The 22,393-nt window shown below is 29.9% G+C and carries 12 protein-coding genes; all 12 read right to left on the bottom strand.

The annotated features are described in order from the left end of the window. Positions 1-12: 12 nt before the first annotated feature. The 12 genes from MPF13_RS02630 to MPF13_RS02575 all read right to left on the bottom strand — a co-directional run bounded on the left by MPF13_RS02630 (position 13) and on the right by MPF13_RS02575 (position 22,351). The gene (locus MPF13_RS02630; protein ID WP_249980759.1) at positions 13-1,431 is read right to left on the bottom strand and encodes a sulfatase-like hydrolase/transferase; all 1,419 of its coding nucleotides are present in this window, start codon (positions 1,429-1,431) and stop codon (positions 13-15) included. A 34-nt stretch (positions 1,432-1,465) separates the two neighbouring features. After that, positions 1,466-3,031 carry an MFS transporter gene (locus MPF13_RS02625; protein ID WP_249980758.1) on the bottom strand — a complete coding sequence of 522 codons (1,566 nt, stop codon included), beginning with the start codon at positions 3,029-3,031 and terminating at the stop codon, positions 1,466-1,468. A 185-nt stretch (positions 3,032-3,216) separates the two neighbouring features. After that, on the bottom strand, positions 3,217-4,992 hold the full coding sequence (locus tag MPF13_RS02620; RefSeq protein WP_249980757.1) for an arylsulfatase: 1,776 nt from the start codon (positions 4,990-4,992) through the stop codon (positions 3,217-3,219). 242 nt (positions 4,993-5,234) lie between these two features. Continuing rightward, complete coding sequence (locus tag MPF13_RS02615) at positions 5,235-6,395, bottom strand: mandelate racemase/muconate lactonizing enzyme family protein (protein ID WP_249980756.1); 1,161 nt, start codon at positions 6,393-6,395, stop codon at positions 5,235-5,237. After that, entirely contained in the window at positions 6,395-7,684 is a 1,290-nt protein-coding gene (locus MPF13_RS02610) for an MFS transporter (protein WP_249980755.1), read from the bottom strand. Before MPF13_RS02610 ends, MPF13_RS02615 begins: the two co-directional genes overlap by 1 nt. A gap of 115 nt (positions 7,685-7,799) precedes the next feature. Beyond that, positions 7,800-9,524: a RagB/SusD family nutrient uptake outer membrane protein gene (locus MPF13_RS02605; RefSeq protein WP_249980754.1), complete on the bottom strand. Its 1,725-nt coding sequence runs from the start codon at positions 9,522-9,524 to the stop codon at positions 7,800-7,802. 18 nt (positions 9,525-9,542) lie between these two features. Then, positions 9,543-12,713, bottom strand: a complete 3,171-nt coding sequence (locus MPF13_RS02600) for a SusC/RagA family TonB-linked outer membrane protein (RefSeq protein ID WP_249980753.1) — start codon at positions 12,711-12,713, stop codon at positions 9,543-9,545. A gap of 228 nt (positions 12,714-12,941) precedes the next feature. Further along, the gene (locus MPF13_RS02595) at positions 12,942-16,778 is read right to left on the bottom strand and encodes a sulfatase-like hydrolase/transferase (RefSeq protein ID WP_249980752.1); all 3,837 of its coding nucleotides are present in this window, start codon (positions 16,776-16,778) and stop codon (positions 12,942-12,944) included. A gap of 227 nt (positions 16,779-17,005) precedes the next feature. After that, positions 17,006-17,869, bottom strand: a complete 864-nt coding sequence (locus MPF13_RS02590; protein WP_249980751.1) for an AraC family transcriptional regulator — start codon at positions 17,867-17,869, stop codon at positions 17,006-17,008. Positions 17,870-18,007: 138 nt separating this feature from the next. Then, positions 18,008-18,874, bottom strand: coding sequence for an AraC family transcriptional regulator (locus MPF13_RS02585; protein WP_249980750.1), 867 nt, complete (start codon positions 18,872-18,874; stop codon positions 18,008-18,010). Positions 18,875-18,912: 38 nt separating this feature from the next. Beyond that, entirely contained in the window at positions 18,913-20,463 is a 1,551-nt protein-coding gene (locus MPF13_RS02580) for a tetratricopeptide repeat protein (protein ID WP_249980749.1), read from the bottom strand. Between the two features lie 388 nt (positions 20,464-20,851). Then, positions 20,852-22,351 carry a sulfatase-like hydrolase/transferase gene (locus MPF13_RS02575; protein WP_249980748.1) on the bottom strand — a complete coding sequence of 500 codons (1,500 nt, stop codon included), beginning with the start codon at positions 22,349-22,351 and terminating at the stop codon, positions 20,852-20,854. Positions 22,352-22,393: the final 42 nt, after the last annotated feature.

Raw genomic sequence — 22,393 nt, 5'->3', positions numbered from 1 at the left:
ATGAAGAATTTATTACTTCTTTTTATTGTATTTTTTCATTTCTTTTTTAACCAACTCTGGTGTTCTATAACGATCCATTCTATTAATGTCATATTTTTCAAAACGTTGTTGTAACATCCATAATGGGCGTTCTTGAGTTAGTTCCCATTCAAACAATTTTTTAAACATCGTTTTTAAACGTTCTGGTTCTTTAGATGCTAAATTGTTTTGTTCTGTAATATCTTTAGATAAATCGTATAATTCTGCTGGTCTATCTGCAAAACGAATTAATTTCCAATCGTTATCTCTACAAACTGCACGTGCTTCTTTTTTCCAAAATAAATATTTATGTGGTCTTGCTTTGTTAGATCCATCAACAAAAGGAATTAAGTTTACACCATCTACCTTATCTAAGTCTTTTACATCTCCTCCTCCAGCAGCATAAAAAGTTGGCAACAAATCAAAAGTACTTACAGGGTAATTGTATTCTTGACCTGCTTTAAATTTCTTAGGCCATTTTATTAAATACGGTACTCTAATTCCTCCTTCTAAGTGATTAGATTTTGTACCACTTAATGGTAAATTTACTGAAGCATTTTTATCTGTTGGTCCTCCATTATCATTAGAAAAAACAATTATTGTATTTTCATCTAAACCTAACTCTTTTAGTTTGTCTAAAACTTTACCACAAGCTCTATCTAAAGCTAAAGTCATAGCAGCAACTTGTTGTCTTTTTCCTGTAAGATTAGGAAATTTTGCTAAATCTTCTTTAGTTGCATGCATAGGAGTGTGAACTGCGTTAAATGCTAAGTAAATAAAGAAAGGATTCTTTTTATTTTTTTCGATAAAAGAAATTGCTTCATCAGCTAAAACATCAGTTACATATCCATTAGGCTCTTCAAAGTTTCCAAAGTTTCTTTCCATTTTATTATCATGGTGTATTCCTTTAAAGTTTTTGTAAGGGAAATAACTTCTTGCTCCTCCTCTAAAACCATAAAACTCATCAAAACCTCTTTTTAATGGATGAAAACGATCTGCATTACCTAAATGCCATTTTCCATAAACAGCACTTTTATATCCTAATTTTTTAAGATAATCTGCAATTGTTTTTTGATCTGTAGGCAACCCCATATCATCTCCTAAAAATTTAGAGTTTTTACTCATATAATTAGGAACATTAATTTCTTGATATCCAAATTTTTGTTGATATTTTCCTGTAATTAAACCTGCTCTAGAAGGACCACAAGTAGCGTCTGTTACATAACCTTGTGTAAATTTAATTCCGTCTTTTGCTAGTTTATCTAAATTAGGTGTAATCATTATATCACTACCCTGAAAACCAAAATCTTCATATCCTGCATCATCAGAAAACAAGAAAATAATATTAGGTTTTTTTTGAGCGCAACTTGTTAAAGAAAAGCTTAAAACAAGTAAAATAATTATTTTTTTCATTTTGTTTTTTATAAAATTTTTAATCGATTTTCTATTATTTTCTTTGCAATTTTGTTTGTATTTCTTCTAAAGAAAGTCCTTTAGTTTCTAAAAGATATTTATACAAAATTATAAGACCTACAAGAACAATACCTGCGTAAATTATAAATGTAGTTGCAGCTCCGAAACTTTCCATTTCTAGAGGGAATAAATATTGAACTAATGCACTTACTGAACTTGAAATTAAAGCAAATAAAGGTATAGCCACTCCACGATTAGAAATTGGAAATATCTCTGAAAGTAACACCCACATTATTGGCCCAATTGAAAAGTTAAATGCTGCTATAAATGTTAAAATACTTAATAGAATTAATATTGAATTCATATGAGCAGTTTCTTTAAAAATTAATCCAGAGTTGTCACGTGCAGATTCAACTCCAAGAATTTCACTTAAAGAATTTTTAAACTCAATATCACTTGTAAATTCTTTACCAACAATTACATTTAATTTTTCAATCTCAGGTATGTCATTCATTTTAACAATAGCATCTTGTGTTACTGTATAAGTAGCTTGTTTAAACCCATAAGACACTGTTGATATACTAATAATAATTAAAATTAAACCTCCAATAACTAAAGGTCTACGTCCAAATTTATCTATTAGAGATAATGATATTAAAGTTGATATTAAACCAATTACACCAATCCAAATTGTACTAGAAAATGCAGCATCTGTTCCTAAACCTAGTTGTTCAAACATAGTTGGTGCATATATCATTACTGCATTCATACCTGTAAATTGTTGTACTACAGCTAATGTTAAAGCTAAAATTAAAACAATTCTCATTTTACTACTAAAAATCTCTTTTAACTGACCTAAAGTAGATCTTGTACCTTCTGCATCCTCTACACTTTCTACCATTTGTTGAATTTGACCTTCAACTTCATTTTCTGGATATACTGTAGATAACGATTTTTTAGCTTCCTCAATTCTACCTTTATAAATTAACCAAGCAGGACTTTTAGGAATAATAAATAGTAATAATAACCATATTAAAGCAGGAATTATCTCAATACCCAACATCCAACGCCATCCTGTATCTGCAAGATTAATATCTTGAACCCATTGAGCATCAGATCCCATTTGTTGTAATATCCAATAATTAATTAAATAAGCAGCTGTAAAACCAACTCCCATATTTATTTGCAACATAGAAACTAATTTACCTCTTTGTTCTACTGGAGCAATTTCACCAATATACATTGATGCTAAAGTAACTGAGCTAAAAGCTAAACCTCCTAAAAATCGAAACCAAAATAGCGATAAAAATGAAGGAGCTAAAGCAGAACCAATTGCAGATACAACATAAAAAGTAGCTATGATTTGTAAAGTTAGTTTTCTACCAAATTTATTTGCAGAAAATGCTGTTAGCGGTAAAGCAATTAACACTCCAATACCTGGTGCTGAACCAATAAGACCAACTTGTGAAGCTGTTAAATTAAATTCTTGAGTAATAAATTTAAAACCTCCAGAAATTAACACAGCATCTAAACCAAATACAAAACTACCTAAAGCAACAATAATTGAGTATTTAAACGCATTCTTTTTATATGAACTCATAATATTTTAGTTATACTATTTTAGTTAATTATTAACACCTTTTCTTTTATTATCTATTAGTTAATATAGACTATAAATTTGTTGGCAAACAAAGTAAGTGTAATTTAGAATTATTCTGTTGATTAAATTTACCAACTCTTAAACCTATTTTACCTTACAGAATATTATAAAAAAATAGATATTTCTTAATCTACTCTATAAACATCTACAAAATGAGGACCAACAGGCAATCTATCTGCTTTAATATAAGCATGAAAATTTCCTTTTCCTGCTGGTAATTTTACATTTTTAAACAATACCTTTTTTTGATTTTTCTCTAAATTTATTGTCAAATGAACATCTCCATATTTTAAATGTGCAATTCCTCCATTTTCTAATTCTGGTAAATCATAAGAAACATCATAAGTTCCTTTTTCTGTTACCACTTGCCAATATCCTAATTGATTGTCTTCAATTACTCTTGGACCTCCATAATCGAAACGAGAAATTACTCTTGGACCTCCCCAATCAAATCGCGATAAGTTCACATGAGGTTGCATTTTAGTACCTAAATAAATACGCTGTATTCCTCTTGCATCACGTTCTTCTGTAACCTCATCAAACCAATTTTCATAACGTTCTAACATTGCATTTACAATTTCTGGATGTTTTTTTGCAATATTGATGCGTTCACTTGGGTCATTCACTACATCATATAATTCTAAGTTTTTAACTACATTTTTCAGTTCAAAATCTGTAGGTTGATGTACAATTCCGTGAGGAAAATTATGAGGACTTACCAATTTATATTTTGGCGTTCTTAAACCAAAATGCATATATTTAAAAGGTGTTGGCCCATAATGCATTTGCACAAAATAGTCTCGTTCTATTAAATTGTCTGATTTATTCTTTGTCCAAAGTGATAACAAAGAGGTGCCATCAATTTTAATATTTTTTGGAGATGGAACTTTAGCAGCATCCAACAAAGTTGGAAACAAATCTATAATTGTACCCATGGTTGCTGTTGCATTTTGGGGTTTGATCTTCTTTGGCCATTTTACATAAAAAGGCACACGAATTCCTGCATCATACACACTTGTTTTTGTTCCCCTTAAATTGGCAACCCATCTACCAGGATAATGATCGTTTTTGGTTCTTCTGGTTCTTGGTCCATTGTCTGATAAAAAGATAACAATCGTATTATCTGCAATCCCTAATTCTTTTAATTTATTTAAAACTCTACCCACATTATAGTCTATATTGTCAATCATTCCATAAGTTAAAGCATTGTCTTCGTGTAAACCCATTTTACGAAAACGTTCAGCTCTTTTATCTGGAACTTGTAAAGGAAAGTGAGGCAAATTTGTAGCTAAATAAGTAAAAAATGGTTTTCCATCTTTTTTACTCATAAAGTTTAAAGCTGCGTCTGTAAAGATATCATCACAGTAACCTTTATATTTTTTTGATACATTATTGTGCTCTAAAACTGGATCAAAATAAGTGTTTCCTGCAGGTCCTGCAGCCTGCCCAATTCCACCACCTTTATGCACTAGAGCTTCTTGAAAACCTTGATCTGTAGGTCTCATAGGTGCATTATCACCTAAATGCCATTTACCAAAAATTCCTGTTTTGTACCCATTTTTTGATAAGACTTCAGCAATTGTAGTTTCATCTGTATGCATAAAATGATCTACTTGTGTAACTGCTGTAACTCCTGTTCTATAAGGATATCTTCCTGTTAATAATGCTGCTCTAGAAGCAGAACAGTTTGGATAACTGAAAAAATGCGTCATTTCTATTCCCTGATCACCAATCTTTTCCATATTTGGGGTCTTTAAATACGGATTTCCATGAGCGCCAATATCTCCATAACCTTGATCATCACTCATCATAATAATGATGTTTGGTTGTTTTTGGGCTGTGGTTTTATTGATAGAAAATAGACTGGTTATAAATACTACTAAAAAAAAATTTCTAATCATTATGACTCGTTTTTAATGTTTTATCTTTTCTTTTTTGCATTGACCAAAAAAGAAACAAAAAAGTCTAGGCTTATGATATTTTATTTAAAATTTTTGTTCGTTAACTAAATTTCAGAAACTCGCTTTCGCTCAAACAGTCTGAAATTTTTCGTAAACTTCACTTCAATTTTTACAATAAAATATCACTATGCCACTTGAAAGGAATTTAACATCTACAAAAATTTTGAATTCTTAATAGACATCTACCAATTTGTAAATGAACCATCCTCTTTTTTCAAACGAGGTGCTTCAACCATTTTAAAACCTTCTTTTAATGCTAATTCCTCATTAAAATCAACTCCTAAACCTGGAGTATCAGATAATTTGTAACGAGTTCCATCAATTTGTGGTTGAATAGGATAATAATTTGCATCATCTAATCCTGGATTTTCAACGTGTGTATTCATCTCTTCTAACCAACTAAAATTAGGGCTTGCTGCTGCTACGTGCAAAGTTGCTGCTGTACAAATGGGCCCTATAGGATTGTGTGGCATTAAATCTATATAATGTGCTTCTGCCATAGAAGCTACTTTCATTGCTTCTGTGATTCCGCCAACATTACAAACATCAATTCTTGCAAATTGTGTAATTCCTCTTTCTATGTAAGGCAAAAATTGCCATTTACTTGCAAATTCTTCTCCAATTGCAAACGGAACGTTTGTCATTTTACGCAATGTTTCATAGGTTTCTGGAGTTTCATCACGAATTGGTTCTTCAATAAAATCTATTGTTCCCACAGGCATTCTTTGTAAAAAAGAAATGGTTTCTGCAACTGTTAATCTATGATGATAGTCTATACCAATTACTGGTTTTGTACCTACTTCTTTTCTTAAATCTGTTAACCATTCTGCAATAATTGCAATAGAGTCTCTTGGTTCAAAAGTAGATGCATATTTGCCTTCCTCATATTCTGCAGGTGCCAAACGTAACATTTTCCATCCTTCTTTTATTAGGATTTTTGCTCTGTTGATTAATTCTTCTTTGCTACTGAATCTTAAAGATGCAAAACACTCAACATAGTCGCGTTGTTTACCTCCTAACAATTCATAAACTGGAACGCCTAATGCTTTACCTTTAATGTCATACAAAGCCATATCTATGGCAGAAATAGCTGCTGTTAACACTCTACCACCTTCAAAATATTGACCTCTATACAAATCTTGCCAAATGGCACCAATATTTCTAGCATCTTTACCTATTAACAAAGGTCTAAAATGATCTAAAGCACCAATAACTGCTAATTCTCTACCTGTTAATCCTGAGGCTCCCCATCCATAAATTCCAGATTCAGTTTCTACTTTTACATTTAACTGACTTCTGCCTGCAATATTTACAGGATATGTTTTGATTGCTGTTATTTTCATTATTCAATTATTTCTGGTTCGTCTAATTCAATTCTTTTTACTTTTCCTACAACAAATAAGAAGGATAAAAACCCAACTAACGTTAATCCACCAATAAAAAATAAAGCTGGACTAAAATCTCCATCTTGCACTAAAAACCCGATTGCTGATGGTACAATTACTGCAGATAAACCTCCAATTAAATTAAACACACCACCTACCAAACCTATAATTCTTTTAGGTGCAATTAAAGATACAAATACCCAAGTTATAGACGCTAATCCATTGCCAAAAAAAGCGATTGTTAAAAATAAGATGATGAAAAAAGTACTGTCTGTAAAGTTTGCACCAATAATTAAAGTTGATAAGGATAAACCTACCAAAACTGGGATTTTTCTTGCAAATTCTGGAGATTTCCCTTTTTTTACAAAATAATCTGAAGAGAAACCTGCCAACAAAACTCCACAAAAAGCAGCTAAAAAAGGAATGGATGCTAAAAACCCTGATTTGATAAAATCTAACCCTCTGTATTCTACCAAATACGTTGGAAACCAAGTTAAAAAGAATATTGACATTGATCCCATACAAAACTGACCAATGTAAATTCCCCATAATTTTTTATGTTTAAAAGCTTCAAAGAAATCGTTCCAATTAAATTTTTCTTTTGCTTTTTTTTCTGTTTTCTTAGAAAAACCACCTCCATCTTGAATCAATTTTAATTCAGATTCACTAACTGTTTTATGTTGATCTGGATCTCTATAAAAAATATACCAAACTCCAGCCCAAACTATTCCGATAACTCCAGAAATGATTAACAAACCTCTCCAACCAACACTATCTTGAATTAATGTTAATACTGGAAATAAAAATGCTAAACCTATAAACTGCCCTGAAGTATAAATTGCAATAGCAGATGCTCTTTCTGTTTCTGGAAACCATTTTGTAACTATTGCGTTATTGGCTGGATAAGAAGGCGCTTCAAAAGCACCAATACTTGCTCTTAAACCTAATAATAATTTGAATGAGTTTACAAATCCTTGAAATAATGTGGCTACAGACCACATTAACAACATAAATGCATATAGAAAACGAAGTCTCACTTTATCTACAATAATTCCTCCTGGTATTTGTAATGCTGCATAAGCAATACCAAATACAGAAAAAATGAGTCCCATTTGTACTGTTGTTAATTCTAAAGATTCACTAATAGCAGCAGCAGCTACAGAAATGTTTGTTCTGTCTAAATAATTGATAACTACTGTACCAAAAATTAAGGCAAGTATGTTATATCTTTTTTTTGTGGTTTTCATTATTTGGGTAGTTTTTTTCTAACTTTTAATTATTTAACACAAAAATGCTGAAGAAATATCTCCAGCATTTTTTAAAATTCAAATACAAACAACTTACTTTGAAAATAAATATATCTTAATATCCATCATTCTGAATTAATGCTGGAGCTTTTTGTATTTCTTGATCAGGAATTGGTAAATAATAATGTTTATCAAACCAAGGTCTAGTTACAACTGTATACTCTGTATTAGATAATACTCCACCAGCACCTTTTTCCCATTTTAAACCTTTTACATCAAATCCTAAATTAGCTGGATTCATCCATCTTCTTTCATCCCAAAAGTTATGACCTTCAAAAGCTAATTCTATACGTCTTTCTCTTTTAATTGCTTCTAATAACGCACTACCACTTAAAGTAATAGCAGGTTGTAAAGCTCTTGTAGAAACTTTATTTAAGTAAAGTTTTGCTTCTGTTTCTTTACCACCAACGTTATATAAAGCTTCTGCATAGTTTAAATAAATTTCTGCTAAACGATATAAAATATATGGACGCCCTTGTGTAGTTTCTGTTAAAGTAGCAAGGTTTTCATTTTGAAATTTTCTAATATTATACCCTGTTTTAGAAGAGTGTAAATCATTTCCTGAACCTCCTACTTTTGATCCATTTGGTGAATCAAAACCATCTGTTTGAGAAGGATCTGTAGCTAATGCATAATCTACAAGACGACCTCTAAAATTAGCACCTTGAAAATTTAAGTCTGCATAATATCTCATTTCTCTATTTGCATTTGGATTTGCAGCATCAAAAGTTGCTCCTGATGTTGTTGTTCCATCTGCCATATTGAATTCTAAAGCAAAATTATGAGTTGGAGATGATAAAGCCCAACCACCATAACCACTAGGTGATTGTGTTTGATCTGGTAATGAATTTACATCTAAACCAAATTCATATAAATCACTTCCATAAGGTCTAGCAAAAAGGATATCTTGATTTGCTGATAAAAATAATTTTTGATATGCTTCTGCATCTGGAGTAGCAATTAAATCTCTAGCGCCTACTAAATCTATTACAGCTTTTGCAGCATCTGCAGCATCTTGCCACTTTGTAGCTACATTATAATCATACATTGGTCCATTTGGAGCAGTTGCAGGATCGTGTAATTTACTAGCAGCAAACAATAATGTTCTAGATTTTACAGCTAAAGCAGCTAATTTTGTTGCTCTACCAAATTCTGCAGCTGGTCTTGTTACAGGTAATACAGCAGCAGCTTCATCTAAATCTTTTACAATAAAAGCAACACATTCTTCGTAAGAATTTCTTGGAAGATTAAACTCTGAGTCTAAACCAAAAGCAGTATTAAAAATAGGTACACCTCCATGCATTTTAATTAGCTTTGTGTAGATATTAGCACGTAAGAACTTCATTTCTGCTTTTAAGCTATTCACTTTATCAGCATCTACATTCATTGCTTCACTAGTATCTACTTTGTCTAAAAATTGGTTAATTTCATTAACAAATCTGAAATAATCTCTCCATTTATTTCTAAAATCTCCCATATTTAAGGCGTTCCAACCATTACCTCTTAAACGCATTCTATCTAGGTCTCTAAAATTAAATTTAGCTTCAAAAGAACCTACTTCTACGTTAAATCTTCTTGCCCACCATATTGTTTTGTTAAGTGCCCAACCTTCTGTACTGTTATATGCTGAAAACACTACTCTTTCTAACTGATCAGGATCACTGAATACAATATCTTCTGGATATGCACCTAAATTGGTAGTATCCAACACATCTTCACAACTAGTCATGGTTAAAAAACCAATGGCTATTATTAAATATATCTGTTTTATTTTTTTCATTATTTCTATATTTTTTTATTAAAAAGTAAAGTTTAAACCAAACGTATACATCTTTAAAGATGGATATGTTGCTCCTCTAAAGTTATTATAACCAGTTGCTTCTGGATCTAAACCTAACTTTTGAATATCTGAAAACATTGTTAACAAGTTAAACCCTCTTGCAAAAAACTTAATGTCTGCAAATGTTGTTTTCTCTTTAGATAAAGTATATCCAACTTCAATTTCTTTTAATCTTAAGAAAGATGCATCATGTAACCATAAATCTGCTCCTACAAAATTATCAGGGTCTCCGTTTTGAATTCCACTGTAACTATCATTTAACCCAAATGCTCTTGGGTATCTAGAATTTCTATTTTCTGGTGTCCATCTTTGTGTAAATACGTGTTCTGGTTTTGCTCCATTTTGATCAAAAAACACTAACATATCTGCTTTAGCTTGACCTTGTAATAAGAAATTAAAATTGAAGTTTTTATAATTTAATCCTCCTGTAAAACCATATTGTATTTCTGGTATATTAGAAGAATTAATTCTTATAAAATCTTTATCATCTATTTTTAAATCTCCATTTGTATCTCTATAAATAGGCTCTCCCTCTACAGTACCTGCTAATTTAACAGCAGTTGCATCTACCTGTGCTTGATCTCTAAAAATACCATCTGTTGGTGCAACTACAATTGATCCAATTTGTGAACCTTCTTGTCTTAATGCAACTGGAGTATTAGCTGGTTGTGGTAAGTATATTACTTCGTTTTTTGCTTGAGTTAAGTTAAACCCAAGGTTATAAGAAACTTCACCAATTTGATCTGCCCATCCTAATGTAATTTCTACACCATGACTATCTACTCTTCCTAAGTTTTCATCTGGTAAAACTACTCCTGTAAAATCTGGAACAACACCACTATTATCTACTAAGATATCTTCTCTTTTTTGTTTGTAAAAGTTTACCTCACCAGTAAATCTTCTATCAAACATTTCAAAAGCTACTGCAACGTTTTGCATTGTAGCTGTTTCCCAAGTTACATTAGGGTTTGGAGCAACACCTGTTCTATAACCGTTAAAAACTGCACCAGACTCACCAAATACATAATAATTTGGTCTAGCATTATTTGGATTTGTATTTCCGTAAGAAAATTGTGCTAAGTGTTGAAAACCTGGTATTCTATCATTACCCATAACTGCATGAGAACCTCTAATTGTAAGAGCATCTAACCAAGAAACATCTTCTAAGAAACTTTCTTTACCAATTGCCCAGTTACCACCAACACTATAAAAATTACCAAACTGTTTTCCTGGACCAAATCTACTAGATCCATCTCTACGTAAAGTAAGATCTACAAAGTATTTTTTATTGTAATCATAAGATAAAGTACCAAAATAACTTAAAAGTGCATCTTCTCCTGCTGTACCTGCATTAGTAGCTGTTTCTGGGTCACCTGCAAATAAATATGGTAAATCTGTAGAAGGTAAACTAGTTGCTTGAGCATAAAAAGTACTTGTTGTAGTTGTTTGTTGCTCAATAGCAGCTAAAGCACTAATAGAATGTACATCATTAAATGTATTGTTATATCTAAAAGAAGCGTTTACTAATGCTTCGTCAAATCTCCAAAAAGTTTCTCTTAAAATATTTTCTTGTCCACTTTGAGAGAATCCTGTTTGAGGACTATATTCTTTGGTAGTTTCATCATAATTATAATAAGTCCAAGGAGTATAAAAAGATTTTTGATTGTTATTCATTCTTCTAATACCTAAATAACTATTAAAACTTAATCCTTTAAGAACTTTATCTAATTTCCAGTCTATTGCAAATCTACCTCTTAAATCATTTGTAGTAACTTCATTAAAACCAGAATCATTACTAGACATTATATAAGGATTTGCTCCATTTTCTCCACCCCAAGCAGGTAAACCATTTGGGTGTAAACCTACTTCTGTTGGTAAATTTGTATAAATGTGCTTATAAATAAAATTAGCATTAACACCTGGTTCTTTGTTTTCTGCAAATCTTCCAGATAAATCTATACTTAATTTTACATCGTCAGTAATTTTAACATCTAAATTAGATCTTATTTGACTTTGTTTAAAACCTAAATCTCCTGATGCGAACATTCCTTTTCTGTCCATCATATCTCCACTAACAAAGTATTTTGTTTTATCAGTTCCACCAGAAATTGAAATAGAATTTCTAGATTCTGGAGCTGTTTTTGCGAATGTTAATGCAGACCAATCTGTAGTTGTATACTTACTAATTTCATCTGGAGTATGGTAAGCTACATCTGAAGTAGACCCTCCGTTTCTTAACAATATTTCATTTTCGTAAATAGAAAATTGTTCTGAATTCATAAGTTTAGGAGTTGCAGAAAATGAAGAAATACTGTAAGAAGAAGAAACATTAATTTTTGCTTTACCTGTTTTACCTCTTTTTGTTGTAACTATAATTACACCATTTGCAGCTCTATTACCATAAACAGCAGCAGCTCCATCTTTAAGAATACTTAAATTTGCAATGTCTTGTGGCGCTAATTGGTTAAAAGTACCAATACCTGTTTGTACTCCATCAATTAAAATTAAAGGAGCATTATTGTTTAAAGTAGATTGACCTCTAATTAATAAGGTAACATCGTTATTAGAACCAGGATAACCACCTCTATCTGAAACAATTAAACCTGTAACTCTTCCTGAAAGTGATTTAGCAACTTCTCTATTAGAAGTGTTTTCTATTTCTTCTGCTTTTAAAGTACTTACAGAACCTGTAGTTTCACCACGTTTTTTAGAAGTATATCCTACAATAACTACCTCGTCTAAACTTGCAACATCTGCTACTAAAGTAACATCTAAAGTTGTCTTTCCATTAGCTGGAACTTCTTTAGTTTTATAACCTATATATGAAAATATTAAAATAGCATTAGCATCTTTTGTTGATAAAGAATATTTACCATCAAAATCTGTAACTGTTCCTGTTGTGCTTCCTTTTACCTGAACACTTACCCCTGGTATAGGGCCACCTTCGTCTGAAACTGTTCCAGAAATAGTTTGCTGAAATAAAGTTTCATTATTATCGCTATTATCTAATGAATTTGCATTTGCAAACATTGGAAAGGCGATTAAACAAATTAGTAATAGTCCTAAAATCCTATTTTTTTTAATTAAGGATAAATAAGAACTACTATTAAAAAATAGTTTTTTACTCATAATTATTGGGTTTAATTAATTATTAAAAATTATGAATTCGATAAAAAATGAATTCACACTTCAAAATTCAGCAAAAAGAGCCTTATATTTTTAAGAACTTTACCTCTAATTAACACTATTTTACCTTTATTCTTTTCTAAATTAACTCTAGATATAGATTATTTTATTTAACAAAAAAACTCGCAACAGTTGTTGCGAGTTTTAATTCTTATTTAAAAAAGTTACGTTTTATAACTTGATAATTTTTTTCATTGTAAAATCTTTATCTGATTTTATTTTTAATACATATATACCTGATGGTAAATTAGATACATTAATTTTAGTGTTTGTGTTTTTGGTTTCTACGGTTTTAATTAATTGTCCTGTAGAAGAAAAAACATCTATTTCTATTTTGTTTTTAAAATCTCCAAAATTAAGCGAAAAGTAGTCTTTTACTGGATTTGGAAAAACGTTAAATTTTAAGGAAGTTTGATTAGAAACATTTAAAGTACCAGAAACACCAATGTCTCCAGAAATACCTGAATATGTTTCATTAAAACTCCATAAATTATATTCTGTATCTTCAGAAAAAACCCAATTATTAGTATTGTTAATACTTGCCCTTAATTGAGCTGGTGTACCAGATAAAGCTCCTTTATAAACTCCAAAATCATGTTTTTCACCAACATCATTAGCATTTACACCATTAGTTAAAGCTGTTGGTAATGCACATGCAGAATTACCTCCACCTGAACCCCATCCTAAAGCAGTATTTAAACCTGTTATCCAAGAGGTAGAATTTGCATTTGTTGGCAACTGAAAAGGACTAGTTGATTGAAATATTAAAATACCTTCTCCATTGGTTGAAATATCAAAATCACCATCACTTGTTTGAGATACTTTTCCTGTATAATCATGAGAAGTAGTACCAACAACAACAGTTGCATCTCCTTCAACTTTTTTTACTTTTCCATCTGTATCTAATATTAATATGTCTCCAGTACTAAAAGCTGCACCAGCTGTCCAAGTCCATATATCATCTACAGTATAATCTCCTGTAAAAGTATTTAGAGAATTATTCCAGGTTCTATTAGAAATTGAAATTTGAGTTGCTGCTGTAATATCTTTTAACAACATAAATGCTAACTTACCTCTATTTGCTCTCCAACCAAGAATGGCAATGTCTCCTGCTATTAAAGTTGTAGATTCAATAACATCTGATATATTAATGCTTGCTGGAGTTGTATTTATTGTTTTAGTGCTAGATGATTGCAAGGTAATGATAACTGTTTCTGAGTTTTCATCTACATTGTCTTCTGTAGCATCAATAGTTATTTGCACAGAATTTGTTCCGCTAGCAATTGTGGCTGTTCTTTGTATAGTAGTATAATCTGTACCTTCAGTAGCAGTTCCGCCAACAGTATAAGTTACATTAATATTTTCTGTTGCAACTTCTCCATTAGATAACGCAATTGTAAAAACACCATCTTTAGTTCCTTCTATAGCATCTGCAGTTCCTTTTATAGTAATTTCATCTGGTTTTTTTTGCCAAACTCTAATATACTCTATTTGATATTCTGCAGGGGTTTGTAAATCTGAAGCATCTGGTAAACCTAACCAAGGAAATGTTTCTGAATCGAACCAAACCCAATAAGGAACGTCTGTTACCCATCTATCAGGATCTGCTCCATTATTAGTCAATTCAGATTTTAAAATGGTTCCTTCTGGATGTAATACACCATCTATATAAACTTTAATATAATCTGCAGTCCACTCAAAACCATATACATGAAAATCATCTGCTGTGTTATTATCTGCTTGTATATTTCTAGTATGTGTTGTTCCTACAGATTGTCCTGCTGCTGTTGCAGCTTGCTTAATAGAATTGTTAGGGTCCCAACTAATCATATTAAATTTTAATCTTTTTTTCCAAGCATCATTTGTTTTATGTCCTCCAAACATTTCAAACATATCTAATTCTGATGCTCCACCTGGTTTACCAGGACCAGGACCAGTCGTCCAAAATGAGCTTGTTATTTCTGCATTAGCTGCTTTAGATTTAATTTCCATATAACCATATTGAAATTGTTTTTTACTAATTACAGCTGCTGTTGTTATTGGTGTACTTACTCCATTATAAACTCCTAACATATTTCCACCAGAATCGTTTGTAAAATTATAAGTTGGATCCCATTTGGTTAAAATTTTAAGTTTCCCATCTTCTAAAATTGCATTTTCTGTTGAAAATTGAGCAGGAGATCTTCCAATAAAATTAGATTGGTATTCTCCATTTCTACCTTGTATTAACCATTGATCTTCATTTAAAGAACTTGCTTCAAATTCATCTGAAATTTCTGTGTTTAAAACCCAATTACCTTCATTGTTTTGATCTGATAATGGGTAATTATCTTTAGTTGAATCATCAAAAGGTCTTTCAAAAAGTCTGTCATAACCTGGTAATGTTCCATTATTCCACAATGGACCATGAACATGAATATCTCCTACTCCATCACCATTACTATCATAATTACTATTATCATACCAAGCTGGTTTTACATTTTTAAATTCTGAAAATAAAGTTTCTGCTTTATCTAAAAGATTATTTATTATTTGTTCTGCATTTGGTTCTGTGCTTCTTAAATCTGTAGTTTCTCCTGGATCTGTTAAAATATTATACAATCTCCATTTTCCATTATTTGCAGTTTTAACAATTTTCCAAGGGTAAGAAGCAAGACCTCCATTATGAAATCCGTTTTGCGGTCTTATAGCATACAAAGGTTCATCATCTTGTCTTACTTTTTGACCAGCAATAATTTTATCCATAAAGTCTTTACCATCTATTGTTTTATTTGCTGGAATTGTAGCTCCTGCCAAATTTGCAAGAGTTGGATAAATATCTAACGAACTAACTTGATAGTTGTATGTACTTGGAGATGTAATTTTATTTGGCCAACTTACAAACATTGGTACTTTATGACCACCTTCTAAAACACTTCCTTTTTGTTGTTGTAATGGAAAATTATCTGCTCCTTTACTCCATCTATAACCGCCATTATCACTTAAAAATATTATAACTGTATTATTAAATACATTGATATCTTTTTTAAGTTCATCTACAACTCTACCAATATTTTTATCCATATTAACAGTCATTGTTGCATAAATTAAACGAGCTTGTACAAACTCTTCTATTTTTGCATCTTTTTCTGCCTGAGTTGTTAATTTATTTACAGGATCTGAGTTTTGTAAATAACTACTTGCTCTTAAATTACTCTCAAAATTAGGATTATCAATTTTAAATTGCGCAATTTCTGCTTGGGTTGCTTGTAATGGTGTGTGTGGTGCATTATAAGCTAAATACATAAAGAAAGGGTCTGATTTCCCTTTGTTTTCATTAATATATTGAATTGCATTATCTGTAAGTACATCTGTTAAATAATCTTCATCTGTAGCATTGCTGTATTCATTTCTATTTACATAAGATCTATTTCTTTGTAATGGATCTTGATACTCATTAGTTACAGGGTTAGAACCACCTAATCTGTTGTAAAACGAATCTTCATAAATACTTTCGAAATAATTTTTACCTCCTCCTAAAAATCCGAAGAAATGATCAAAACCTCTGTCTAATGGTTGGTATTTACCATCTTCGAAACCTAAATGCCATTTACCAATTGCAGAAGTATTGTATCCTGAATCTTGTAAAACTTTAGAAAAATAAGTTTCGTTTTGAGGAACACCTAAAGTAGATGTTATATTGTTAGGTAAATTGTACTGAGCTCCAATTCTGTGAGGATAAATACCTGTTAAAAGTGCTACTCTACTTGGACCACAAAAAGGATGAACAACATGCGAATTTTTTAAAATTATACCATTGTTTGCCAAAGCATCTATATTAGGTGTTGGAATAACACCTCTTTCTGATGGAAAACTAGCATCTCTATTAAAACCAACATCTGCATATCCTAAATCATCTGCAAGGATTAAAATTACATTAGGTCTTGTTCCTTTAGTTTGAGCGTAATTGCTTACAGATAGCACTATTATAAAAAGAAATACACAATATTTTAAAAAGTGAGTTTTCATAATTTTTAATGGATGAGGGTTTTAAATTTGTTTGAATGACAAAATTAAAGGTTAATCTAGCAAAGAATTAAGCTAATATTAACCACAAATAGTAAACTCTTATCACAAATTAGCTTACAAATTAAATACAAAGAATTAAAAAAATTATTTACTAAAAGAAATAATGCCCAAATTTCAAATGAATTTGGGCATTATATACTATATCTCTAAAATAGTAATCTTATTTCCTAGATTGCTTCTCTAAACTTTTTAGGTGTAGACCCCATAATTTGTTTAAACTGTTTATTAAAGTTAGTTATAGAATTAAAACCAACTATATAACAAACTTCTGATACAGGAAGTGTTTGCTGCACAAGTATTCTTGATGCATTTCTAATACGAATTTCGTTTAAAAACTGTGTAAAAGACTTGTTGGTCATTTTCTTAAAAAAACGACAAAAAGAATTTGTAGTCATACAAGCTACATTAGAAATATCATCTAAACTAATACTAGAAGCATAATTATCTGAAATGTATTTTAACACAGTATCTATCCTTTCAGAACTTTCTGTAGTGGTTTGTCTCATGTCTGAAGAAGACAAAATAGTTCTTTCTTTTTTATCTACTAAAGATAATTTATGTAAAATACTTAAAAGTTTAATGTGTTTTTCTGTTGATGACAAAGTAGGTAGTAACATTAAATCATTATGAAGAGCTTTACTAATTTGCTTACCAAAAAATATACCTAACTTACATTCTTCAAGTAATTTTTTAACTTCAAAAAAATCGGGTAATTGCAAAATATCATTCCCTAAAAAATCATCAGTAAATTTTGTAACTATTGTTTTAACTTCTTGCGTACTTTCTTCTTTGTAGTATGAAGGGTCGTTTCTCCAAAGATGAGGTAAATAAGAACCTACTAAAACTAAATCTCCAGGTAAAAAAGGAGCCACACTATCTCCAACAAAACGAATACCATTACTTTGAGATATGTATAACAACTCAAATTCTTTATGATAATGCCATGCAGCGTCTAAACAAGGAACATCTCTAGTGTAAATGTTTAGTTTTTCATTTGTGTGTGTGTCTGATTTCTTTAAAACTAACTTCATTACTAACAAATATAACAAAATATTCATTTAAGCATAATAAGTGACAATTTTTTAACAAATATTATCCGAAATTATTCTAAAATACCCTCATTTTAAGATAAATTAATGTTTTTAACTCAGAAAACATTAATATTTTAGTTAAAAGGCAGCAATTTTAAATGTTTTGGGTGTTGTACCCATTATTAATTTAAACTGTTTATTAAAATATGTCATAGAATTAAAACCAACCAAAAAACAAACTTCTGAAACTGGTAAGTTTTGTTGTACTAAGATTCTTGAAGCGTTTCTAATACGAATTTCATTTAAAAACTGAGTAAAAGATTTATTCGTCATTTTTTTAAAAAAACGACAAAACGAATTGGTAGTCATACAAGCTATATTTGCAACTTTTTCTAAATTAATATTTGATGCATAATTATCTGAAATATACCTTAATACTAAATCTATTTTTTCTGAACTTTCTGAAATAGATTGTCTCATATCTGAAGATGATAAAACTTGCTTTTGATTATTGTTTACCTGAGATAATTTATTTAAAATACTTAAAAGCTCTATATGTTGTTCTGTTGTAGATAAGTCTGGTAAATTCATTAAATCTTTATGCAATTTTTTACTAACCTCTTTGTTAAAAAACAATCCAAATTTAGATGCATCTAACAATTTTTGAATGTTAAAAAAGTTTTGATTTTTAAAAAAATCTAGCCCTAAAAAATCTTTTGTAAATTTTATTACAATAGTTTTTACTTGTTGAGTACTGTTAGATTCGTAATAAGAAGGATCACTTCTCCATAAATGAGGTAAATGAGAACCTACCAAAACCAAGTCTCCAGGAAAAAAAGGAGAAACATTATCTCCTACAAAACGAATTCCATTACTTTTAGAAATATATAGAAGTTCGTATTCTTTATGATAATGCCATGCAACATCAAAAGACGGTACTACCCTTTTAAAAACGTTTAATTTTTTATTTACAATTGTATCTGACTGCTTTAAAACTAATCTCATAACTTTATAAATTTCTATTTAAAAACTCAATTATTTTATTAAATACTAGCAATAAATTGCTTTAAATTTACATCTCTAGAAAGGTTTAATTTCTTTCTTAACCTACTTCTTGTAGTATGTACACTTTCATTAGACATGTTTAACAACTTTGCTATTTCTTTACTTGAAAAATTTAGTTTAACCAAGGCACAAAGTCTTTGATCATTATGTGTTAAGTTTGGAAACTTTTTATTAAGTTTTGTATAAAACTTCTTATTAATAGAAACAAATTTTGTTTCAAATTCATTCCAATTTTCTAAACTATTAACAGATATAGAGTTTAATATTTGTTTAGCTTCACTTCTATTTATTTCTCCATCTCCTTTAGATAGTTTGTTTTTTAATTGCTCTATAAAGGCATCTTTTTCAATTAATTTAATAACAGATGCTGCTAATTCTTTATTCTTTAACTCAATTATTTCTAAGTTTTTTTGAAGTTCTAGCTCTCTCTTTTTTCTTAAAATTTCTTTTTCTGCTTTATGTTTAGACCTTATACTATTAATAAAAAAAGCGCTAAAAAGAACTAAAAAAACAATAAAACCTAACAGTAGCATTCTTTCTAAAAAATCTACTTTTTCTTCTTGTTCAAGTTGATTAATTCTTTGTTCTTTTAAAGCAATTATTTGCCTTTTTTTCTCTTCTAAAAATTCATCTTGTATCTCTAATAATGGTCTATTGTTTTTACTTCTACTATCAAAATAAAGTGCATCTAAATCTTTTGCCATTTTTAAACTTTTAAAAGCTTTGTCTTTTTCTCCAATAATAAGATATAAAGCAGAAAGCCTCTCATAAATTAAAGGAGTATAATTTTTATGGGCTTTGTATTTATTAGATGTTTCTATTGCGTTTAAATAATAACTTTCGCTTTTAGAGTATTCTTTTAAGTTCTTATAACAATCTCCTATATACGTGTTTATTAAAACTTTATACCCTGGCACTTTTTCATCAAACCATTTTGAGCTAGTAGTAAATTCTTTTAAAGATTCCTTATATTTTCCTTGACTATTTAAAATAACTCCGTTTTCAAAACTATAAAATGCTTTGTCTCTGTGATTTGGCGATTTTTTTAAATAAATAGCACTACTATCTAAATATTTTTTGGCAGATTTTAAATCTTTAAGTTCTCTAAATGTTGCTACAAATGCTAAATAAGCATTTGCTAACTCTTCTTTATCTAACTTTTTAAGTGCTACTAATTTTTTTCTTAAACTTAAAGATTGATTTAAAAATTGAAGCGCTTTTTCTTTTCTTTTATAATAACTGTAGTGCCTTCCTATATCTCTATAAATTAAGGCTTTTCTATCATCATTATTGGAAGCATCTGCAAGCAATAATGCTAACCATAAATTATCATAAGAATCTTTATGACTTCCTAAATGACTATAGGTTAAAGCTATTTCTTGGAGCGTAATTATAGCTCCTAATGTATCTGCTTTTTTTATTAATGAATTGTATAATAATTTTAACTCTTGTGTAGAATCTTGAGAATAATGTTCAAGTTTTTTTTCTTCTAATATTATGTTCTCTTGAGAACTTAAAGAACCAAACATTAGAAAACAACATATAAAAATCACAAAACAATTACTTGTTAAGGTATTTGCAAAATACAAGTTATTCAGTTTATACATGTTTATTTTTATATTTTAAAGAAAAAGAAGCTAAATCCTTTGTTTACAATATATAAATACTATAAAAGTTAAACGAATTTTAAACACTTAATAACCCTTTGTTATGTTTTTGTTTAGTTTTTTAAAGTGATTTTTAAGACTAATATCATTGTTTACTTAAACAAATAACATTTTTTAGCTAAATTATTTTTCAATTAAATAGTTTAAAAAATTAAAAATATGTTTAGTTTTTTATATAATTGAAACAAAAAAAAGCATCATACAAAAACTAAGTTTTTTATATGATGCCTTAAAAATATTTAGTTTTTTATTACTCTATTTTAAAAGTTTTATCAAATTTTGGCATCTCAAGAGCTTTCCATTCTTTACCCGTTTTTACATTATGCCACCATTCTGGTTGTTTATGAGTAACACTCCATTCTGCTGCATCTTTAACTAAGTCTTTTAAAATTTCTGGATATTTACTACTTACATCATTGCTTTCTGCCATATCATTTTCAATATTAAATAGCTTCCATTTTTGATTGTAAGCTTTAACAGCTTTCCATTCGTTTTTTCTAACCCCAACATCACTAAAACCATTTCTGTGACGCAATACAAAGATGTTATCGTCTTTATAAGAATCTGTTTTAGTTATAAAATTATTCCAAATATCTTTTCCATCTAACTTTTTAGTTGCAGGAATTTTTGCTCCTGCTAATTTTGCAAAAGTTGGATAAAAATCTAATGCAGATACTGGGAAATCAAATTTTTCTCCTGCTGGTACAACTTTTGGCCAATGAAAAAACATTGGTACTCTATAACCACCTTCATAAGCACTTCCTTTTCCATCTTTTAAAGGATAATTAGTTGCACCTGCTTTTGTTTTACCACCATTATCACTAAAGAAAACAATTAAAGTATTATCTAATTGACCAGAATCTATTAAAGATTGTTTAATCTTTTTAACACCCCTATCAACAGCATAAACCATAGCAGCATAAGTTCTTCTCTTTTTATCTTTTATATGAGAAAACAACTTAAGATCTTCTTCTTTTGCTTCTAAAGGTGTGTGAGGTGCATTGTATGAAAGATATAAAAAGAACGGATCTTTAGTTTTACCTGCATCTGTAATAAAACGTACTGCTTCTCTAGAAAAAGCATCTGTTAAATACTCTGTTTCTTTAATTTGTTTTCCATTATGCTCTAAAGGATGTAAATAATCCCAAATAATTTTTCTTCCACTTTCAGATTGTCTTTTATAAGCAGCTCTATATTGTTCTGGAAAATAATTATGTCCTCCTCCTAAAAAACCATAGAAATCATCAAAACCTCTAACATTTGGATGAAATTCTGCATTAGAACCTAAGTGCCACTTACCTATTAAACCTGTATTATAACCTTCTTTATCTAAAACTTTACTAATAAAAGTTTCTTTAAGAGAAATACCTTTTTTAATTGTTTCTCCACTATTTGGAGGTAAATTAAATTGAGCACCTATTCTATGTGGATAAACACCTGTCATTAAACCTGCTCTACTAGGACCACAAAAAGGGTGGGTTACATAGGCAGATGTAAAAATTGTTCCGTCTTTTGCTAGACCATCTAAAGCAGGAGTAGGAATATCTTTAGAACCATTAAAACCTACATCTGAATACCCTAAATCATCACACAGAATCACCAATATATTTGGTTTACTTGGAGTAATAATATTTTTATGCTCCTTTTTAGGGTTTTTTACAGCAGTTTTGTCTTTTGTAGAAGTACACCCTAAAACTAAACCTACAAAAACTAGCAGTAAAAAAGCTTTTAATAAATTAATTTGCTTCATCTTATTTATTTAGAAACAACCTACAAAAAAGGTTGTTTTTAA

This window comes from Polaribacter sp. Z022 (genome assembly GCF_023555495.1).
Classification (GTDB): Bacteria; Bacteroidota; Bacteroidia; order Flavobacteriales; family Flavobacteriaceae; genus Polaribacter.
Note: the sequence above shows the minus strand (reverse complement) of the source record. Positions and strands in the feature narration are given on the sequence as shown.

Bases quoted from the DNA above. Each gene is read 5' to 3' on its own strand.
- MPF13_RS02630 (WP_249980759.1), bottom strand. From the start codon at position 1,431: ATGAAAAAAATAATTATTTTACTTGTTTTAAGCTTTTCTTTAACAAGT.
- MPF13_RS02625 (WP_249980758.1), bottom strand. From the start codon at position 3,031: ATGAGTTCATATAAAAAGAATGCGTTTAAATACTCAATTATTGTTGCT.
- MPF13_RS02620 (WP_249980757.1), bottom strand. From the start codon at position 4,992: ATGATTAGAAATTTTTTTTTAGTAGTATTTATAACCAGTCTATTTTCT.
- MPF13_RS02615 (WP_249980756.1), bottom strand. From the start codon at position 6,395: ATGAAAATAACAGCAATCAAAACATATCCTGTAAATATTGCAGGCAGA.
- MPF13_RS02610 (WP_249980755.1), bottom strand. From the start codon at position 7,684: ATGAAAACCACAAAAAAAAGATATAACATACTTGCCTTAATTTTTGGT.
- MPF13_RS02605 (WP_249980754.1), bottom strand. From the start codon at position 9,524: ATGAAAAAAATAAAACAGATATATTTAATAATAGCCATTGGTTTTTTA.
- MPF13_RS02600 (WP_249980753.1), bottom strand. From the start codon at position 12,713: ATGAGTAAAAAACTATTTTTTAATAGTAGTTCTTATTTATCCTTAATT.
- MPF13_RS02595 (WP_249980752.1), bottom strand. From the start codon at position 16,778: ATGAAAACTCACTTTTTAAAATATTGTGTATTTCTTTTTATAATAGTG.
- MPF13_RS02590 (WP_249980751.1), bottom strand. From the start codon at position 17,869: ATGAAGTTAGTTTTAAAGAAATCAGACACACACACAAATGAAAAACTA.
- MPF13_RS02585 (WP_249980750.1), bottom strand. From the start codon at position 18,874: ATGAGATTAGTTTTAAAGCAGTCAGATACAATTGTAAATAAAAAATTA.
- MPF13_RS02580 (WP_249980749.1), bottom strand. From the start codon at position 20,463: ATGTTTGGTTCTTTAAGTTCTCAAGAGAACATAATATTAGAAGAAAAA.
- MPF13_RS02575 (WP_249980748.1), bottom strand. From the start codon at position 22,351: ATGAAGCAAATTAATTTATTAAAAGCTTTTTTACTGCTAGTTTTTGTA.